The organism is Parapedobacter sp. SGR-10 (genome assembly GCF_011030405.1).
Classification (GTDB): domain Bacteria; phylum Bacteroidota; class Bacteroidia; order Sphingobacteriales; family Sphingobacteriaceae; genus Sphingobacterium.
Window position 1 is genome coordinate 36,598 of record NZ_JAAJTJ010000025.1, and the last position, 16,533, is coordinate 53,130.

General features: G+C 43.2%; 15 protein-coding genes. 4 read left to right on the top strand and 11 right to left on the bottom strand.

All coding sequences use genetic code 11. The features are described from left to right. The first annotated feature begins 4 nt into the window (after window positions 1–4). The 4 genes from G5B00_RS18045 (at window position 5) to G5B00_RS14775 (ending at window position 3,731) form a co-directional block, all read left to right on the top strand. Complete coding sequence (locus tag G5B00_RS18045; protein ID WP_205966437.1) at window positions 5–976, top strand: type I restriction endonuclease subunit R, EcoR124 family; 972 nt, start codon at window positions 5–7, stop codon at window positions 974–976. A 98-nt stretch (window positions 977–1,074) separates the two neighbouring features. After that, window positions 1,075–1,932, top strand: coding sequence for a RhuM family protein (rhuM, locus tag G5B00_RS14765; RefSeq protein ID WP_163877065.1), 858 nt, complete (start codon window positions 1,075–1,077; stop codon window positions 1,930–1,932). Beyond that, window positions 1,925–2,170: a hypothetical protein gene (locus G5B00_RS14770; RefSeq protein WP_163877067.1), complete on the top strand. Its 246-nt coding sequence runs from the start codon at window positions 1,925–1,927 to the stop codon at window positions 2,168–2,170. Before rhuM ends, G5B00_RS14770 begins: the two co-directional genes overlap by 8 nt. A 232-nt stretch (window positions 2,171–2,402) precedes the next feature. Beyond that, on the top strand, window positions 2,403–3,731 hold the full coding sequence (locus tag G5B00_RS14775) for a BNR-4 repeat-containing protein (RefSeq protein WP_163877070.1): 1,329 nt from the start codon (window positions 2,403–2,405) through the stop codon (window positions 3,729–3,731). Between the two features lie 60 nt (window positions 3,732–3,791). Here G5B00_RS14775 and G5B00_RS14780 read toward each other — a convergent pair whose 3' ends face one another. From G5B00_RS14780 to G5B00_RS14830, 11 genes are all read right to left on the bottom strand, one after another. Continuing rightward, entirely contained in the window at window positions 3,792–6,410 is a 2,619-nt protein-coding gene (locus G5B00_RS14780; protein WP_163877073.1) for a valine--tRNA ligase, read from the bottom strand. 96 nt (window positions 6,411–6,506) lie between these two features. Then, entirely contained in the window at window positions 6,507–7,127 is a 621-nt protein-coding gene (locus tag G5B00_RS14785; RefSeq protein WP_163877075.1) for a TlpA family protein disulfide reductase, read from the bottom strand. Between the two features lie 27 nt (window positions 7,128–7,154). Beyond that, window positions 7,155–7,733 (bottom strand): TlpA family protein disulfide reductase, encoded by a 579-nt coding sequence (locus G5B00_RS14790; protein ID WP_240894524.1) that lies wholly within the window; start codon window positions 7,731–7,733, stop codon window positions 7,155–7,157. Between the two features lie 42 nt (window positions 7,734–7,775). Continuing rightward, entirely contained in the window at window positions 7,776–8,885 is a 1,110-nt protein-coding gene (locus G5B00_RS14795) for an efflux RND transporter periplasmic adaptor subunit (protein WP_163877077.1), read from the bottom strand. Window positions 8,886–8,908: 23 nt separating this feature from the next. Beyond that, window positions 8,909–12,088, bottom strand: a complete 3,180-nt coding sequence (locus G5B00_RS14800; RefSeq protein ID WP_163877080.1) for an efflux RND transporter permease subunit — start codon at window positions 12,086–12,088, stop codon at window positions 8,909–8,911. 10 nt (window positions 12,089–12,098) lie between these two features. Then, window positions 12,099–13,484 carry a TolC family protein gene (locus tag G5B00_RS14805; protein ID WP_163877082.1) on the bottom strand — a complete coding sequence of 462 codons (1,386 nt, stop codon included), beginning with the start codon at window positions 13,482–13,484 and terminating at the stop codon, window positions 12,099–12,101. A 971-nt stretch (window positions 13,485–14,455) separates the two neighbouring features. Then, window positions 14,456–14,902, bottom strand: coding sequence for a DUF6691 family protein (locus G5B00_RS14810; RefSeq protein WP_205966440.1), 447 nt, complete (start codon window positions 14,900–14,902; stop codon window positions 14,456–14,458). 181 nt (window positions 14,903–15,083) lie between these two features. Then, window positions 15,084–15,647, bottom strand: a complete 564-nt coding sequence (locus tag G5B00_RS14815) for a YeeE/YedE family protein (RefSeq protein WP_163877089.1) — start codon at window positions 15,645–15,647, stop codon at window positions 15,084–15,086. 82 nt (window positions 15,648–15,729) lie between these two features. Next, entirely contained in the window at window positions 15,730–16,023 is a 294-nt protein-coding gene (trxA, locus tag G5B00_RS14820) for a thioredoxin (RefSeq protein ID WP_163877092.1), read from the bottom strand. Between the two features lie 48 nt (window positions 16,024–16,071). Next, window positions 16,072–16,290, bottom strand: a complete 219-nt coding sequence (locus G5B00_RS14825; protein ID WP_163877095.1) for a DUF6132 family protein — start codon at window positions 16,288–16,290, stop codon at window positions 16,072–16,074. Continuing rightward, window positions 16,274–16,507: a hypothetical protein gene (locus G5B00_RS14830; protein WP_163877098.1), complete on the bottom strand. Its 234-nt coding sequence runs from the start codon at window positions 16,505–16,507 to the stop codon at window positions 16,274–16,276. Before G5B00_RS14830 ends, G5B00_RS14825 begins: the two co-directional genes overlap by 17 nt. Window positions 16,508–16,533: the final 26 nt, after the last annotated feature.

Genomic DNA, 16,533 nt, shown 5'->3' on the forward strand with positions numbered 1-16,533 from the left:
CCGTGTGCTAAACGATACCAAGCCGTATGGAAATATCATGGACTTCCGTTCGCAACAAGAGCAGGTAAATCAGGCTATTGCATTGTTCTCCGGAGAAAGTACCGAAAAGGCATTCAAGATATGGATGGTCGAGCCGGCATCTGTGGTCATTGAGAAGTATAAAGAAGCCGTAGAAACCTTGGGTGACTTTATGAAAGCAAATAACCTGGCGTGCGAACCCGAAGAAGTGCATAACTTAAGGGGAGATAGTGCCAAGATTGCTTTTGTCAAAAACTTCAAAGAAGTACAGCGGCTTAAAACCCAACTCGACCAATACACCGATCTGGACGAAAATCAAAAACGACAAATCGAATATATCCTGCCAGGCGATCGCTTGCAGTCGTTCAGGAGCTCCTATATAGAAACGGCTAAACAATTTAAAGCCATACAGGATAGGGAAGGGGACAATGCCCCTGCTGATATACAACAGTTGGATTTTGAGTTTGTACTGTTTGCTTCTGCGGTGATAGACTACGATTATATCATGAACCTGGTCGCAAATAATCTGCAAATGAAGCCTTCGAAGCAGAAAATGACCAAGGGCGAAATCATCCGTTTGTTGAGTTCTACGGCAAATCTGATGGAAGAGCAGGAGGATCTGACAGATTATATCCATAGCTTGGATTGGCACACTGGACAGGATGTCGATAAGCTCAAACAAGGTTACCAGACCTTTAAAATAGAAAAATATCAAAAAGAGTTGGCCAAAATTGCCCACAGGCATCAATTGCAGACAGCCGATTTGATGAATTTTACGGAAAATATTATTGGTCGATTGATTTTTGATGGTGAGAAGCTTACCGATTTATTGGAGCCGTTGGAACTGAGCTGGAAGGAGCGTAGTATCAAAGAGGAGGAACTGATGACCGACTTGATCCCATTGTTGAAAAAACAAGCCGATGGACGTGAAATCAGTGGATTGAAGGCTTATGAATAAGGAAACGCTTTCATGAGTGTTATGCTCAAGAAGATGCAAAGCCGCTACAGCGCATAGCAGTTTTACCGTGGCGACACTCAAAATAATAGAGTTAGGAAATGAAAGACGAAATAATATTATACAAACCAAACGAACTTGCCGAACACATTGAGGTAAGAATTGACGAAGAAACCGTTTGGTTGACTCAAGTACAAATAGCTGCACTTTTTGGGCAAACTAAGCAAAATATCAGTCTGCACATTAATAACTGTTTTAAAGAAGGCGAGTTGGAAAAAAAGGCAACTGTCAAGGAATCCTTGACGGTTCAAAAAGAAGGAAACAGAAACGTAAAACGTAAGTTAGAATATTACAACCTTGATATCATCATTTCAGTAGGTTATCGTGTAAAGTCCAAACAAGGTACGCAGTTTAGAATATGGGCGACCAATGTTTTAAGAGATTATTTACTCAAAGGATATGCACTTAATCAACGAATGAACCGCATTGAAAACACAGTAGAACATCTTGCGGGTCGAGTGAACGAGATTTCTTTTCAAATCAAATCAGCTGAACTGCCCAACCAAGGCGTGTTTTTTGACGGACAAGTGTTTGATGCTTACGGATTGGCTTCGAAAATTATTCGCTCGGCAAAAAAAAGTATTGTGTTAATCGACAACTATATTGATGAAAATACCCTTACGCATTTAGCCAAGAAAAATAAAAACGTAAAGGTGTTATTGCTCTCTAAAAACACAAGCAAACAATTGACCTTAGACATTGAAAAAGCTAACACACAATACGGCTATTTTGAGCTCAAGACCTTTACCAAAAGTCATGACCGCTTTTTGATTATTGACCACAAAGACGTGTTTCATTTGGGGGCATCGCTCAAAGATTTGGGTAAAAAATGGTTTGCCTTTTCTAAAATAGATAAAAACTCGGTAGAAAACATTTTAAAGGCGGTGGAGAATGAGTAGGCAAAAACTAATACCCGATTTGCGTTTTCCTGAATTTAAGAATGAGGGAGAGTGGGAGGAGAGTGAATTAGGAAATTTTTGTTTTAATATTTCGTCTGGAAAAGACAAAAATTACGAAGGAGGAGAATTTGAGCTTTATGGTTCTACAGGAATTATTGGTAAATCAAAAAACCCAAGTTATAATGGTGACCATATTTTAGTTGCGAGGGTCGGAGCGAAATGTAAGCACAGCGGTTGAAGAAGAAAAGATAGATTTAAAAAAGGTAAACGAAGAACTAGTCGATATCAACAAAAAGATAAAAGAAGCTACGGACAGGCACAATGAATTTTTGAAGGAATTGGGGTTGCCGTCTATATAAGTCTATGATTTTTTTGAAAAAAGTTGTACTTTTAAACGTAGGAGATTAAAAATCTAATCTGAAGCACTTTAATCGTAGTTGAATAAAACTGTAGCCTAAAATACAAATCTTATGAAAGAAAACTTTAATATGTACTGTACCGTAAATGTAAAGCCTATCTTCTTGTTTTTTATAGGTTTATGTTATTTCGTTAACGTAACCGCACAAGCTAATGCGCCTGTTGCATCTACCTATCGCATTGCAGCTGAAGACGGCACCTGGTGTTGGTATGCGGATCCTCGAGCCGTCTATTATAAAGCAAAGCAGGAACGTATCTATTATGGCTACATTAATTCAAAAGGGGATGTGGTCATCAGCGCCCGCGATATGCGTAGCAAGGTGGTAGAAACTTTTGTCTTGCACGAAAAGTTGCAGATAGATGATCACAACGTGCCGTCAATTTTGTTTTTGCCCGATGGTAAGATCTTGACATTTTATACCGAGCACAATGGTAGATTTTTTATGCGTAAAAGCAAAAATTCCGAGGATATAAGTGCTTGGGAGGAAGAAAGGGTACTGACTTTTGGTCTTAAAGACCGAATCTGTTACTCCAATCCGGTGATGCTTTCGGATGAAAACAATCGTATTTATATGTTTTTCAGAAGCCACGAAAAACAGGGAAAAGAGGTAAATTGGAAACAGAATTATGCGTTTAGTGACGATTTGGGAGAAACATGGTCAAATGCGCAAAGCTATTTAAACAGTGGTGGGAGTTATAATAAAATACCATATTTGAAGATTGTCTCGGACAATAAATCAAAAATCCATTTTCTGTTTACTGATGGGCATCCAAAACTGGGTTTGTCATCTGTGTACCACATGTACTATGAAAAAGGAAAGTTTCATCAGACCGGAGGGGAACCTATTGCCGCATTTACCGAGACTCCGTTGGATATAGCTCGTATAAATAAGCTGTATGATTCGGATAAGGGCAAGACCCGATCGTGGATATGGGATATTGCATTGGATAAGAAAGGATATCCTGTTGTGGCATATGCCCGTTATCCTTCGGTGAGTGATCATATCTATCACTATGCCCGTTGGGATGGCAGGCAATGGCAGGATCAGGAATTGTTAAATTCCGGAGGCTACATTACGAAGCCTGAGAAAAGTGGCAAGGTATTGGAAGAACATTATTCCGGTGGGGTAGTGTTGGATCACCATCATCCTCAAAATGTATTTTTGTCCCGTCAGGTGAATGGCGTGTTTGAAATCGAACATTGGCAGCTAAAGGGAAGAAGATGGAATAAAAAAGCGGTTACGGCCAATTCGTCGGCCAATAATATTCGTCCCTATGTGGTGGATGGTTATACGGGAAAACCCATCTTAATGTGGATGAACGGCACATATGAGCACTATGTACGATATAAGACGGATCTATTGATCAATGAGAAGAAATAGGTTAATAGGTAGAGACGCAATGTCTACCTGTCGGATAGACAGGCATTGCGTCTCTACTATCTATTCCAACCCGGCTAGGCTCTCTTTCAAAATCTTGATTTTGGCTTCGGCATCCGCCTTTTTGTTTTGTTCGTTTTGTACGATTTCCGGTTTGGCATTCTGTACGAAACGCTCGTTGGAAAGCTTCTTCTCTACCGATACCAAGAAGCCTTTTAGGTATTCGATTTCTTTGGTGATGCGTTCGCGTTCGGCTTCAATATCGACGTTTTCGTTGTCCAGCCTGACATAGCATTCACTTTTTCCGGCTAGAAAACTTACTGTTCCGGTCACTTTCTCCTGTACAAAAGATAAGTCGGCGATATTGGCCAGTTTGGTGATGCCGTCCCGGAACTTGGTCAAGTCCACGTCTGTAGTGTTGATGGCCAAAGGCAAAGCAACTTTGGGCGATATACCTTTGGAGTTACGGATATTGCGTACTTCGGAAATGATCTGCTGTACGATCTCAAATTCCTTGATGATGGCCTCGTCAAAAGGTCGTATCTCCGGGTAAGTCGCTACGATGACACAGTCTTTGGGCTGGCGCTCGCCAAATAGCTCATCGTGCCATAGTTCCTCGGTCAGGAAAGGCATGAATGGATGTGCCAATGCCAATACTTTCTGGAAGTACAGCTTGACGGTAGCGAGGGTTTCGGATTCGATAGGTGCCTGGTAGGCTGGTTTGACCAGTTCAAGATACCATGCACAGAAATCGTCCCATATCAACTTGTACGTAGCCATTAAAGCATCCGATAAACGGTAGCTTTTGAAATGTTCGTCTATTTCGACGACGGCTTGGTTGAAACGGTTTTCAAACCAATATGCAGCACTTTTTTGTGCGACAGTGGCCGGAGCTTCTATCGTTTCCCATCCTTTGACCAGACGGAAAGCATTCCATATTTTGTTGGCAAAGTTGCGTCCCTGCTCGCAATAGGATATATCAAACATGAGGTCATTGCCGGCAGGGGAGGACAGGAGCATACCTACACGCACCCCATCGGTGCCATATTGCTCCATCAGTTCGATAGGGTCGGGCGAGTTGCCCAAAGATTTGGACATCTTGCGACCCAGTTTGTCACGTACGATCCCTGTCAGGTAAACATTGCGAAACGGAGGTTGCTGTGTATAATCGTGTCCCATGATGATCATACGTGCCACCCAGAAAAACAGGATTTCGGGCGCTGTAACCAGATCATTGGTCGGGTAATAATATTTAAAGTCCTCGTTGTCGGGATTTCGTACTCCGTCAAATACGGACATCGGCCATAGACCGGAAGAAAACCAGGTATCCAATACATCTTCTTCTTGGCGGATGCCTTGAGCGGATTTTCCTTGTTTTTCAAATTCCTGTACGGCCTCTTCTTCCGTCTTGGCCACGACCCATTCATTCTTTTCATTGTACCAAGCCGGTATACGCTGTCCCCACCACAGCTGACGGGAGATACACCAGTCCTTGACATTTTCCATCCAATGCTTGTAGGAGGCAAAGAATTTTTCGGGAATGAGTTTGATGGTGCCGTTTTCTACATATTCCAAAGCCGGTTTGGCCAATTCTTCCATCTTGCAGAACCATTGCATGGACAGTTTGGGCTCGATCGCGGCATCGGTACGCTCGGAGAATCCAACCTGGGACTTATAGTCTTCGATCTTTTCGATCTGCCCAGCTTCTTCCAACAACTTGGCTACTGTCTTGCGGGCTATGAAGCGATCTTCGCCGATCAGGATTTGAGCTTTCTCGTTAAGTGTTCCGTCGTCGTTGAGGATGTCGATCACTTCGAGGTTGTGCTTTTGGCCCAGTTCGTAATCGTTCAAGTCGTGTGCTGGCGTCACTTTCAGACAGCCTGTACCAAATTCCATCTCCACATAGTCATCTTCGATAACCGGGATTTCACGATCAATGAGCGGAACCAATACGGTTTTGCCTTTTAGGTGTGTATAGCGTTCGTCGTTGGGGTTGATACAGATAGCAGTATCGGCCATGATCGTCTCGGGGCGGGTGGTTGCAATCACGATATATTCGTTGCTGTCCTTGATTTTATAGCGAACGTAATAAAGCTTTTGGTTGACTTCTTTACGGATGACTTCTTCGTCGGATAGCGCTGTTTTGCCCTGGGGATCCCAATTGACCATGCGTACACCACGGTAGATGTATCCTTCTTTGTAAAAGCGGATAAAGGTATCGATCACAGCATCCGAAAGGTCAGGATCCATCGTAAATTTGGTGCGCTCCCAATCGCAGGAAGCCCCCAATTTCTCCAATTGTTTCAGAATGATACCACCATATTTTTCTTTCCATTCCCAGGCATGTTTCAGAAAAATGTCACGTGTCAAGGATTTTTTGTCGATACCCTGCTCTTTGAGCATAGCGACGACCTTGGCCTCGGTAGCAATGGAGGCATGGTCCGTACCAGGCACCCAACAGGCATTCTTGCCTTGCATGCGGGCACGACGTATCAGTACATCCTGTATGGTATTGTTCAGCATGTGTCCCATATGCAGGACGCCCGTCACGTTGGGTGGAGGCATCACGATGGTGTACGGTTCACGATGGTCGGGCGTGGAACGAAAAAAACCTTTTTCCATCCAATAGGCATACCATTTGTTTTCAGCTTCTTTGGGATTGTACGTCTTTGCTAAACTCATTATTGACTTGATAAAAATAAGAATGCAAATTTAAGCAAATAAAAGTGTTTTTGACAGGGGAATGAGGGGTAAAGTTTTTATATTATACGATGATTGTTATTCCCGAATCAATTCTTCCATTTGTTGGATAAATTTTGTGGAGGCGTAGTTAGCAAATCCTGTATGATGAAATCTGATTTTCCCTTTTTTATCGAGTACCACTGTGGTGGGTAATGCTCCGGAGTACACCTCTTGCGGAACATTACCAACCGTTGTATATAACGGAACTGAAAAATTCTCTTTATCCAAATAGGCTCGCCCTTTGGGAAGATCGCTGTCCTCATTGATTGTCAGAAAGAACATATCCGAGTTGTCGTTGAATTGGGTGTATAGCTTTTCAATGGACGGAAATTCTGCTCGACAAGGTGGACACCACGAGGCCCAAAAATTAATGAATACCACTTTTCCCCGCAAGGACGAAGTATTTTGAATATTTCCCTTCTCGTCCGTAAAATCAAAATCATTGGCAGACGATGTATCCGCACTTTTTTTGTCCATGCTTGCATTAAAAAGCCCTGTTGCCATTAATTGTCGAAGTACGAATGATTTTGCATCCGGGCTGACGAACATAGTGAGCAGAACAGTACCCATAACTATAGAAAAACTATTTTTCCGAATATACTGCCAAAACTTATTTGCAGACTGTTTTTCTTTTGAGATACTTTTATTGTTTGACATACTCCTTAAAATTACGTGTTAGCTAAGTTAATCACTTTCGGCCAGTTCATGTAAAGCCTTTATCATCTTCGGATCAGCATAGTCCCTGCTACCCTCTATACGGCCTACCATAACCCCATTTTTGTCAAGAATAACCGTAGTCGGAATAGAACTTTCCAAATAATCTTTTGGAATATCGCTGGCTGGCGTGTATACCGGTAGATCAAATTTTCTATTTTTCATAAAAGCTTTGGATTTTTTGATGTTATTGTCCACATCTACCATTAAAAAAACAATGTTGTCATTGCCTTTGAACGTTTTTTTCAACTCGTTGATAGAGGGCATTTCGTGAATACAGGGCGGACACCACGTCGCCCAAAAATTGATGAATACGACCTTGCCTTTTAAGGACTTTAACGATACGGTTTTTCCGTCCTTGTCTTTAAATGCTACATCATTACCGGTCTGTTCCGGTAATGATGTTGTTTCTTCTTCCGCTATTGCGGTTGGTACGGATTGCTCCACGTTTTTATTTTGCTCATTGTTGTTACAGCCCGCAAAACAGAAGCCTCCCATTGTTACTAAAATGTACGTGAGCATTGCTCTTTTATTCAATCTTACTTTCATATCCTTAATGTTTTATTAGTTTAATTATCTTCGATGAGCTCGCTAAAGCTCGGTTTTCCCCTCTTTGATTTCTTCCGATGGTTTCAGAATGATGTTGTCTTCGGGCGAAAGATTTCCAAAGACTTCTGTCAGCGTATCTAAACGAATGCCCTCGTTTACGAGAACCCTTTTTATCTCGTTGTCATTCAATGTGAGTACGAAAGTGCCTGATTGGGTATTTAAGACCGATTTGCTCTGTACCCAATGTGAGGGATTTTTACGCTGTAACTTCAACTTAACCTGTGCATAATCGCCTCCCTGCAATTCGCCTGACGGATTGTCCACGTCAAACTCCAATGTAAGGGAGCGGTCTTGTTGGTCGAGCAAGCCCGATGTACGGGAAAGTACGACATCAAATACCTTGTCGGGCTGTGAGCTTACGGTAAATGTGGCAGGCATTCCCTGTCTTACCGATGCGGCGTGTTTTTCAGGCAGGGATAAAGTTAGGCGGAGCTTATTGCCCTGTGCCATCATAAACAAGGGCGTGTTGCTTCCCGTTCCTGCCAATGCTCCGACCGAAACATTCCTCTGCGTAATCACACCGTCAAACGGTGCTGTGATACGCAAATACTGCTGTAACTGTGAGGAATGTGCCGTACCTGCTTTGGAAGCATCATAAGCCGATTTGGCACTTTCCATTGCACTTTTGGCTCTGTCTAATTCAATATCCGCTACTGCTCCCGTTGTTTTGGAAGCGTCAACCAATCGGTCATACGCCTGTTTTGCGTACAGATAATCGTTATATACCTTTTGTTCCGATGATTTGCTCGAAAGGTACTGCTGTTCCATTTCGGGAGCTTCTAATACTGCCAAAAGCTGTCCTTTGCGAACTCGGTCGCCTCTGTCCACGTACAACCGCTGTACAAATCCGCTGACCTTTGCGTATACCGCTACCTGTTCGTAAGGTTTCAGCTCTGCCGGAACCGATATTTCATATTCGGGATTGATGAACTGTACAGGAGCCGTAGGGTAACTAACCGATTTCGTTTCCTCGTTCTGTGGCTGTTCCTTTTTCTCCTCCTTTTGCGAACAGGCAGAAAGAACCCATACCAACGAGGTTGCCATAGCCAATAATGCTGTTGATTTTCTATTTATTGAAATGCTGTGATACATTGTATTTATTGTTTTAAAGTTTATTATATCGTTTGTTGCTCTGATTGCTCTGCATAATATCTGCTTTCGTCATCGTCAGGGTCTAATGACGGACTGACAATGGAAGTCCTCGACATTAGAGAGGAAAAGAAATGCGGAACCAATAACAGAATGGTAACTGTGGAAGCGATAAGCCCACCGATAACCGCCCTGCCCAATGGTGCAACCTGCTCGGCTCCGTCGCCTATCCCCATTGCCATTGGCAACATACCTGCAAACATTGCTGCGGCGGTCATCAACACGGGTCTTAATCGGGAAGAAGCGGCAAGCCTTGCGGCATTGGCGGGTTTCAATGCTAATTTCTTACGATAATATTCCGCTTGATTGACCAACAGCACGGCATTTGATACCGATACGCCGAGCGACATAATGATACCCATATAGGATTGCAGGTTGAGCGTACTGCCTGTAAGGTAGAGTAGGATCAGACTTCCCGCAATTACGGCAGGTAGTACCGAAAGGATGACCAACGGTACTTTAAACGATTGATAATAGGCTGACAACATTAGGAAAATCACAATAATGGCTACACCCAGACCTGCCAAAAGACTGCCTAACGTATCGTCCAATAGCTGTAATGTTCCCTCAGTCCAAACGGTTGTGCCTCGTGGCGGTTCTCCGGCATCTTTAATGGCTTGCTTGACTGCCCTCGAAGCCGTTCCCAAGTCTTTACCGTACACGTTGGCCACAACGGTAACGTAGCGATTTGGGCCTTTACGGTTCACCTGTGCAGGAGACGTAACCTTGCGTATGGTCGCCACGTCTTCCAGTACAGGACGAAGACTGCCTTTCTTTAATGGAATTGACCGTAGCATTTCTTCCGACTTCATGGTCGCCTCCGGGATCTGCACCTGCGTTTGGAACACCAATCCCGAATTAGGATCGATCCAAAGGTTTTTATCCGTGTACCGTGTAGACGAAGTAGCGGTTACAAGGCTTCGGGTTACGTCCTGCATGGTCAGCCCAAACTGTCCTGCGAGGTCGCGGTCTACGTTGATTTCCAATGTAGGATAAGCAACCGCTTCTGCAATTCGGACATCACGCAGGTAAGGTACTTTCTTCAAATTTTCTTCGATCTTCGATGCGTGTGCAAAAGCGCCGTTGATCTGCCTTGCACCTATTTTTACCTCAATCGGTGTCATTGCGCCCTGTCCCATAATCTTTTCGGTCAATTCCATTGGCTCGAAATTGAAAGCGACATCAGGGTGCTTTTCTTTTAATTTTACCCTTATTTTTTCTTTCAGATCTTCTATGGATCCTGTATAAACTTTTTGATTGACGGAGACCTGCAAAACAGCCTCGTGTGAAGCACTCGTAAAGAGGAAGATAGGGTTTATAGGTGTTCCTGCGGAATGAGTTCCTACAAATGCAGAGGTAAGGTTGATACCGTTTTCGGGAATAATCCCACGGATTTCATCGGTAATTTCACTGACGATTTTCTCGGTCTTTTCGAGCCTGCTCCCCTGCGGAGCCTGAATACGTAACTGAAAATCGCCGTTGTTGGAAACAGGCATGACATCTGTTCCGACCACATTCAGCAACAGTGCGGCAATGCCTCCGGCAACGGCTACATAACCTATGAAGAGTACAAGTGATTTCTTTCCCCATTTTCGCATACGGTAGGAATAATTGACACGGAATTTTTCAAAGAAAGCCCTTTTTCTCGGTGTATTGGCTTCCTTGTTATGCTTGTTCTTCATCATCCAGTTGGCCAAAATCGGCACAAAGGTCTGTGATGCCAAAAATGATGCTATCATAGCGAATGCTACTGCCATTGACAAAGGCATAAACATATCCTTTGGAATACCTGTCATGATAAAGGCTGGTGTCAGTACGGCAAGAATACAGAGCAAAATCAGCAATTTAGGGATAGAGATTTCGAGCAAAGCGTCCAAAATGGCTCGCTGTTTGGGCTTGCCCATTTCAAAATGCTGGTGTATGTTCTCTATCGTTACGGTGGCTTCATCGACGAGAATACCGATGGACAGGGCAAGACCGCTCAACGTCATTATATTGATGGTCTGCCCGAAAAGGTGCAATACCGTAACGGCTGAAAGAATGGCAATCGGAATAGTCAATACCACAATCAATGCTCCCCGTTTATCGCCCAAAAACAATAATATCATCAATCCCGTGAAAACCGCTCCCAATATGCCCTCGTGGATAAGGGTGGAGAGTGCCCTTTCGATATACGTCGATTGGTCAAATTCATAGCGGACGTCCACATCTTCGGGCAGTTGGTTTTTCAGCATCGGAATGGAAGCCTTTAGGTTTTCTACGGCATCCAATGTGGAAGCATCCGCCTTTTTGATAATCGGCAGATAAACGGACCTTTTGCCGTTAACGATGGCATAACCTACGGTCTGGTCTGCTGCGTCCAATACGCTTGCGACATCACGGACATAGACCGTTCTGTTATCGCTTGTTTTGACAGGTGTGTTCAGAAATTCTTCGGGGTTCTTGGCAATCGAGTTGATCGGAGCCATCAGGTTTTCATCGCCTATACGGATATTTCCGGCAGGCGACGGCAGGCTGTTCTTGGTAATAGCGGTCGTTATTTCTTCGGGGCTTAGCCCGTTGGCCTGCATGGCTTCGGGGTTGATATTGACCACGATTGAACGGACGTTACCGCCAAAAGGTGCTGGCGAAGTAATCCCTGAAATTTCAGTAAACATCGGTCTTATCCGTGTAATGGCGAGTGTCTGCAATTCATTGACCGAACGCTGTTCACTCTCGAAAACCAACTGTCCGACAGGTAGCGAACTACCGTCAAACCGGACGACCATAGGCGGAACCGCTCCGGGCGGCAGAAAGCCCATTGCCCGGTTTGTAAAGGTAGATACCTCTCCGGCAGCCTGTGCCATATCCGTGCCCTGGTAAAAGGTCAGCTTCATCAGGGTCAATCCCTGTACACTTTTAAAATCAATGTTCTTTACGCCACTGACGAATAAAAGCACTTTTTGGAACTCGTTCGCCATAAACCCGTCCATATAGGCTGGGGATAATCCCCCGTAGGGCATAGCGATGTATATCGCAGGCAATTCCACTTCGGGGAATATATCTACGTTTATCTTTTTTACGGTGTTATAGGAAAAGAATGCTATCGACAGTACGACAACCATAATCGCAATTGGTTTCCTTAACGCAAATCTTATAATGTTCATATACGATTAATTAAAGGTTGTTAAACAAAAAATCGAAATCGGCAGTAAGCTCTGCCTCGTAAGCGAGCAACAGCCAATAATCACGGGAAGCCTCGATATGGGCGTTTTCCGCCTGTTCGAGCAAAATGCGTATCTGCAACAGTTCGCTCAACGTAATCAGACCGCTCTTGTACCTCGCGAGGTACATATTGTACGCATCCTGCGACTGCTGTACGGCAAGTTTCGTCTTTTGTAACTGCTCGTATTGTTGCAGGATTTTGGTCTGCGAGGCTGACAAATCCGCCTGCATTGCCTGTTCATACTGCGAATGCAATAATTTGGTGCTTTCCGCTTCTTTAAACAGTTGTTCGCCTTTCAGCCGGTTGGTGTGCAGGCTTGTGATATTCCACGTAATGCCGATACCTGCCAAAAAATTATTGGTGGTGTTGCTAAAGCCGTCTTTCCAAGCACCCGATACCGTTCCTTTCGGGCCGATCCCCGTACCACGATGTGCATAGCCCCCCAAAATATCAATGGACGGCAAGGAAGCCCTTTTTTGTGCCTGACCGCTCCGCATATAATAATCGGATTGCTCATCCAGCGCATTTAAAATAGGGTGCGAGGGGCTTAGGATGCTTTCGCTGTCTAAGTCCATTGACGAAGGATTGCCGAACCGCCCGGCAGAAGTCGTATAATCAATGGCTCCATCGCCGTACAGTTCCAGCAACTTGATAAGCGAAGCGTTTTTTAAACCGCTCCATTTATCGTATTCGCCCATCGCCTGAACATACGATGATGATGCGAGCAAGCTGTCTGCCGCAGGTCGTAATCCCGATGCGGACAGGCCCGAGGTTATTTTGCGAATATCGTTCAGGCGTTCGGCATTTTTCTCCGTCCAATCCAGTTTGGCATCGTTATATAAAAGGATAATGTACCGTTCGGACAATAGCTTTTTCAGATTGAGCAGATAGGCATCTTTATCGCTTACCGATTTATTATATAATGCTCTGGCGGCTTCGTTCTGCTTCTGCTGTTTTCCGAAAGAAAAGAGCTCCCATTCCACAAGAGCAGAACCAAAGGTATTGGCAGTTGTGGAACTGCCGCCCAATCCTGCGGTGGAACCGCTCACGTTAAAGAAACCTGCCTGCGGAAAGAATGCTCCGGCACTTCCCTCGTAGGTTCCGTAGGTATTCTGTGCCTGTGCTTTTACCTGTGGCAGCATATTGCTTTTTACAGCTCGTTCATGGAGCTTGGCGGCATCAACGGAAGCCGTTTTCGCACCGATACCCACATAGTTTTCCTCGACTTTAGACCACAGACTGCCCAAAGTATTTTCTTGTTGCTGCTGTGCATATAGTGGAAACACGGCAACAATGGATAACCACCATACCGCGGTTGTCCTAATATGCTTTATCATATTACTGTACAATTTTTGGAAAGGCCGAACAAAGCGACCTTAGATTATTTTAAAATGAAACCGAGCCTCTCACCTAAGGGACTGTTTAAAAACATCATTCAAAGCATTCTTTTGTCATGCTGACGATAGGAAGCATCTGTTAGGATATAGTGTACAGATGTTTCGGCAGGCCTCAACATGACAATTTGCTCAGTTTTGCTAAATCTAAACTGTTTCTAAGGTGAGATGTGGAAACTCTTATGAATTATTAAAAACAATAGGATTGTTGCCTATTGACACCTTGTTTCAATAGGAGAACAAGAGAAGTGGAAAGGATATTAAATGATGAGTTTTCGGTGCCGTAAAAATATGGGTAAAGTACCGGGTATTTTTAAGTTTCCATAAAGGGGATGGGATGATGCCTTATCAGGCACAAAGCTAAGTAGAAAAAGAAAGGCTGCCGTAAAAATAATCACGGGCAATAAATCGTTCGCATTGAGAAAACTCTTTTGAACGATTTGCATATCTGAGAGTGAGCTAACGGTACATTTCTCAACAGTATTTATCGAAAAATTAGGTATGGCTTTAGGTAAACCCTGCTCTGTTTTTGTGGGAATACCTGCAAGACTTTTAAGACTACTTTTGACAGCACAGGACGTGAGCAATACTAAAAACGTCGTAGCGCATACCAAAAAGTACCGTTTACAAATCATAGCTATATTTAATATGATCCTGTTCATCAATATGCTAAATTAGATTTATTTACGTAAGTGAGCAAGTAACAAAATTGTACTTATAACTTTTTAACCCGAAAAACGGCGAATTGAGGTATAATTTGTCGATAAGTGCCAGATTTTTTCTTGTTTGTACAGTGTTAGAAATTCTTTTCCTGCCCACTTTGGCTAACCACAGCTTAAACGGTTCGGCTTTTTTGGGTGGAACAGACTACAAAAGGCGGAAAAGCTGTTCGGTATCGGCTACATAATCGTAATTTAATGCGGAAGTCTCTCCCTTATCAATCCATATACCCAAGTGCCTGCAATGGCACTCAATAATGTCACGGCGACAACGGTAGCGCCAGTGCCGATCTGTGCAAACAACGGACCGGGGCAAGCTCCTGTCATTGCCCACCCAAACCCGAAAATCAGACCACCATAGATCTGTCCTTTGTTGAATGTTTTAGGTGCGATTTTGATGGGTTCGCCGTAGATGGTTTTGATATTGAATTTTTTTATCAGAAAAATGGAAACCATACCTGTAATGACTGCACTTCCGATAATACCGTACATATGGAACGATTGTAGATGGAACATTTCCTGTATGCGAAACCAACTTATTACTTCCGATTTCACGAATACTATACCGAACATGATCCCAATCAACAGGTATTTGAGGTTATGATACCATTTGTGTTCTAAACTGCTTTCGTTCACGCACATGGCATCCAGCTCACGAAGCTCTTTATCAGTGGAAAGTTGAGAATTGAAAGTTGAAAGTTTTTCTTCAATCCCTATATTTTTGTTGTCAATATTTTTCATTTCTATTTTGTGTTAACGGAAAGTTGAAAGTTGAGAATTGAAAGTGCTAAATAACTTTCCATTCTCCACTTTCAATTTTCAACTATAAAGAGAGAATAATCGGTAAAATGAGGTTTGCCATGATGAAGCCTCCGATCATGAAACAGACTGTGGCAATCAGCGAAGGCAACTGTAAATTGGACAATCCCATAATGGCATGTCCGCTTGTACAACCTCCGGCATAACGTGTACCGAAGCCTACCAAAAAACCGCCAATAACCATGAGGATAAAACCTTTTAGCGTAAACAAAGATTGCCAGTTGATGATATCTTCGGGAATTAAATTGTCATAGTTGGTGATACCATATCCCGCTAACTCCTGTGCTAAATTGGGATTGACTTCAATAGGGACCGGGTTTGACAATAGGTTGACGGTGATTGCTCCGCCTAAAAATATGCCGAATACAAAAAATAGATTCCATGCTTCTTTTCTCCAGTCATACTTGAAGAATGGAATATTGGCCGGTATACAAGAGGCACAGATGTGCCGAAGCGATGAACTGATACCGAATGATTTGTTGCCAATGATTAAAAGTAGGGGGACAGTAAGCCCTATTAACGGCCCGGCTACATACCAAGGCCAAGGTTGTTTTAGAAATTCTATCATTTTTATTTAGTTGAAAGTTGAGAATGGAGAGTTGAAAGTTAGTGAAATTCATTTTCCACTTTCAATTTTCCACTCTCCATTATTATAAGTTTTCGTTGATCAATCTTTCCAGTTCATTTGCTGGATATACACCGGATTGCCGCCAGCGTATTTCCCCTTTTTTAAACAGGATGAGTGTAGGTACACCACGTACTTGGTAGGCTGCTGCTGCCTGTGGGTTTTTGTCCACATCGATTTTGATGATGCTTGCATGATCACCTACGCGCTGTTTTAATTCTTCTAAAATCGGTGCCATCATTTTGCATGGACCACACCATTCGGCATAAAAATCGACTAATACCGGTTTATCGCTGCTGATTATTTCCTGAAATGTCATATTTATTTAGTTGAAAGTTGAGAATGGAGAGTTGAAAGTTAGTGAAATTCATTTTCCACTTTCAATTTTCCTCTCTCCACTGTTTTTAAATGTTGAAAATAGAAGTCCGCCCATGACTGCACCATACAGGGTACTGTTAACCGGATTGGAAGTAATGGCACAACCGCCCGTACTGCACCCGATAAATTTCCAATACAAATAGCCTGCCGTTGCTCCAACAAATATACCGATAATTGTGAATAGATATTTCTTAACGAACTTCTTCATACGATATATCTTCTATCTTTTTATTGCTTTTCGGGATGGATGTATTGCATCCCGATACACCGCAACAACCTATATTCATCAACGGCATCAGGGAGAATAAACCACCCAATCCTACGAGCAACCATTCTTTGGCCATAATACCCTGCACAGTAATGAAAATACCCAATGCCAATCGCAATAATCGTATAAAGTTCCAGTTTTTTAAATAATTTTTCATTTTTATTTAGTTGAAAATTGAAAGTG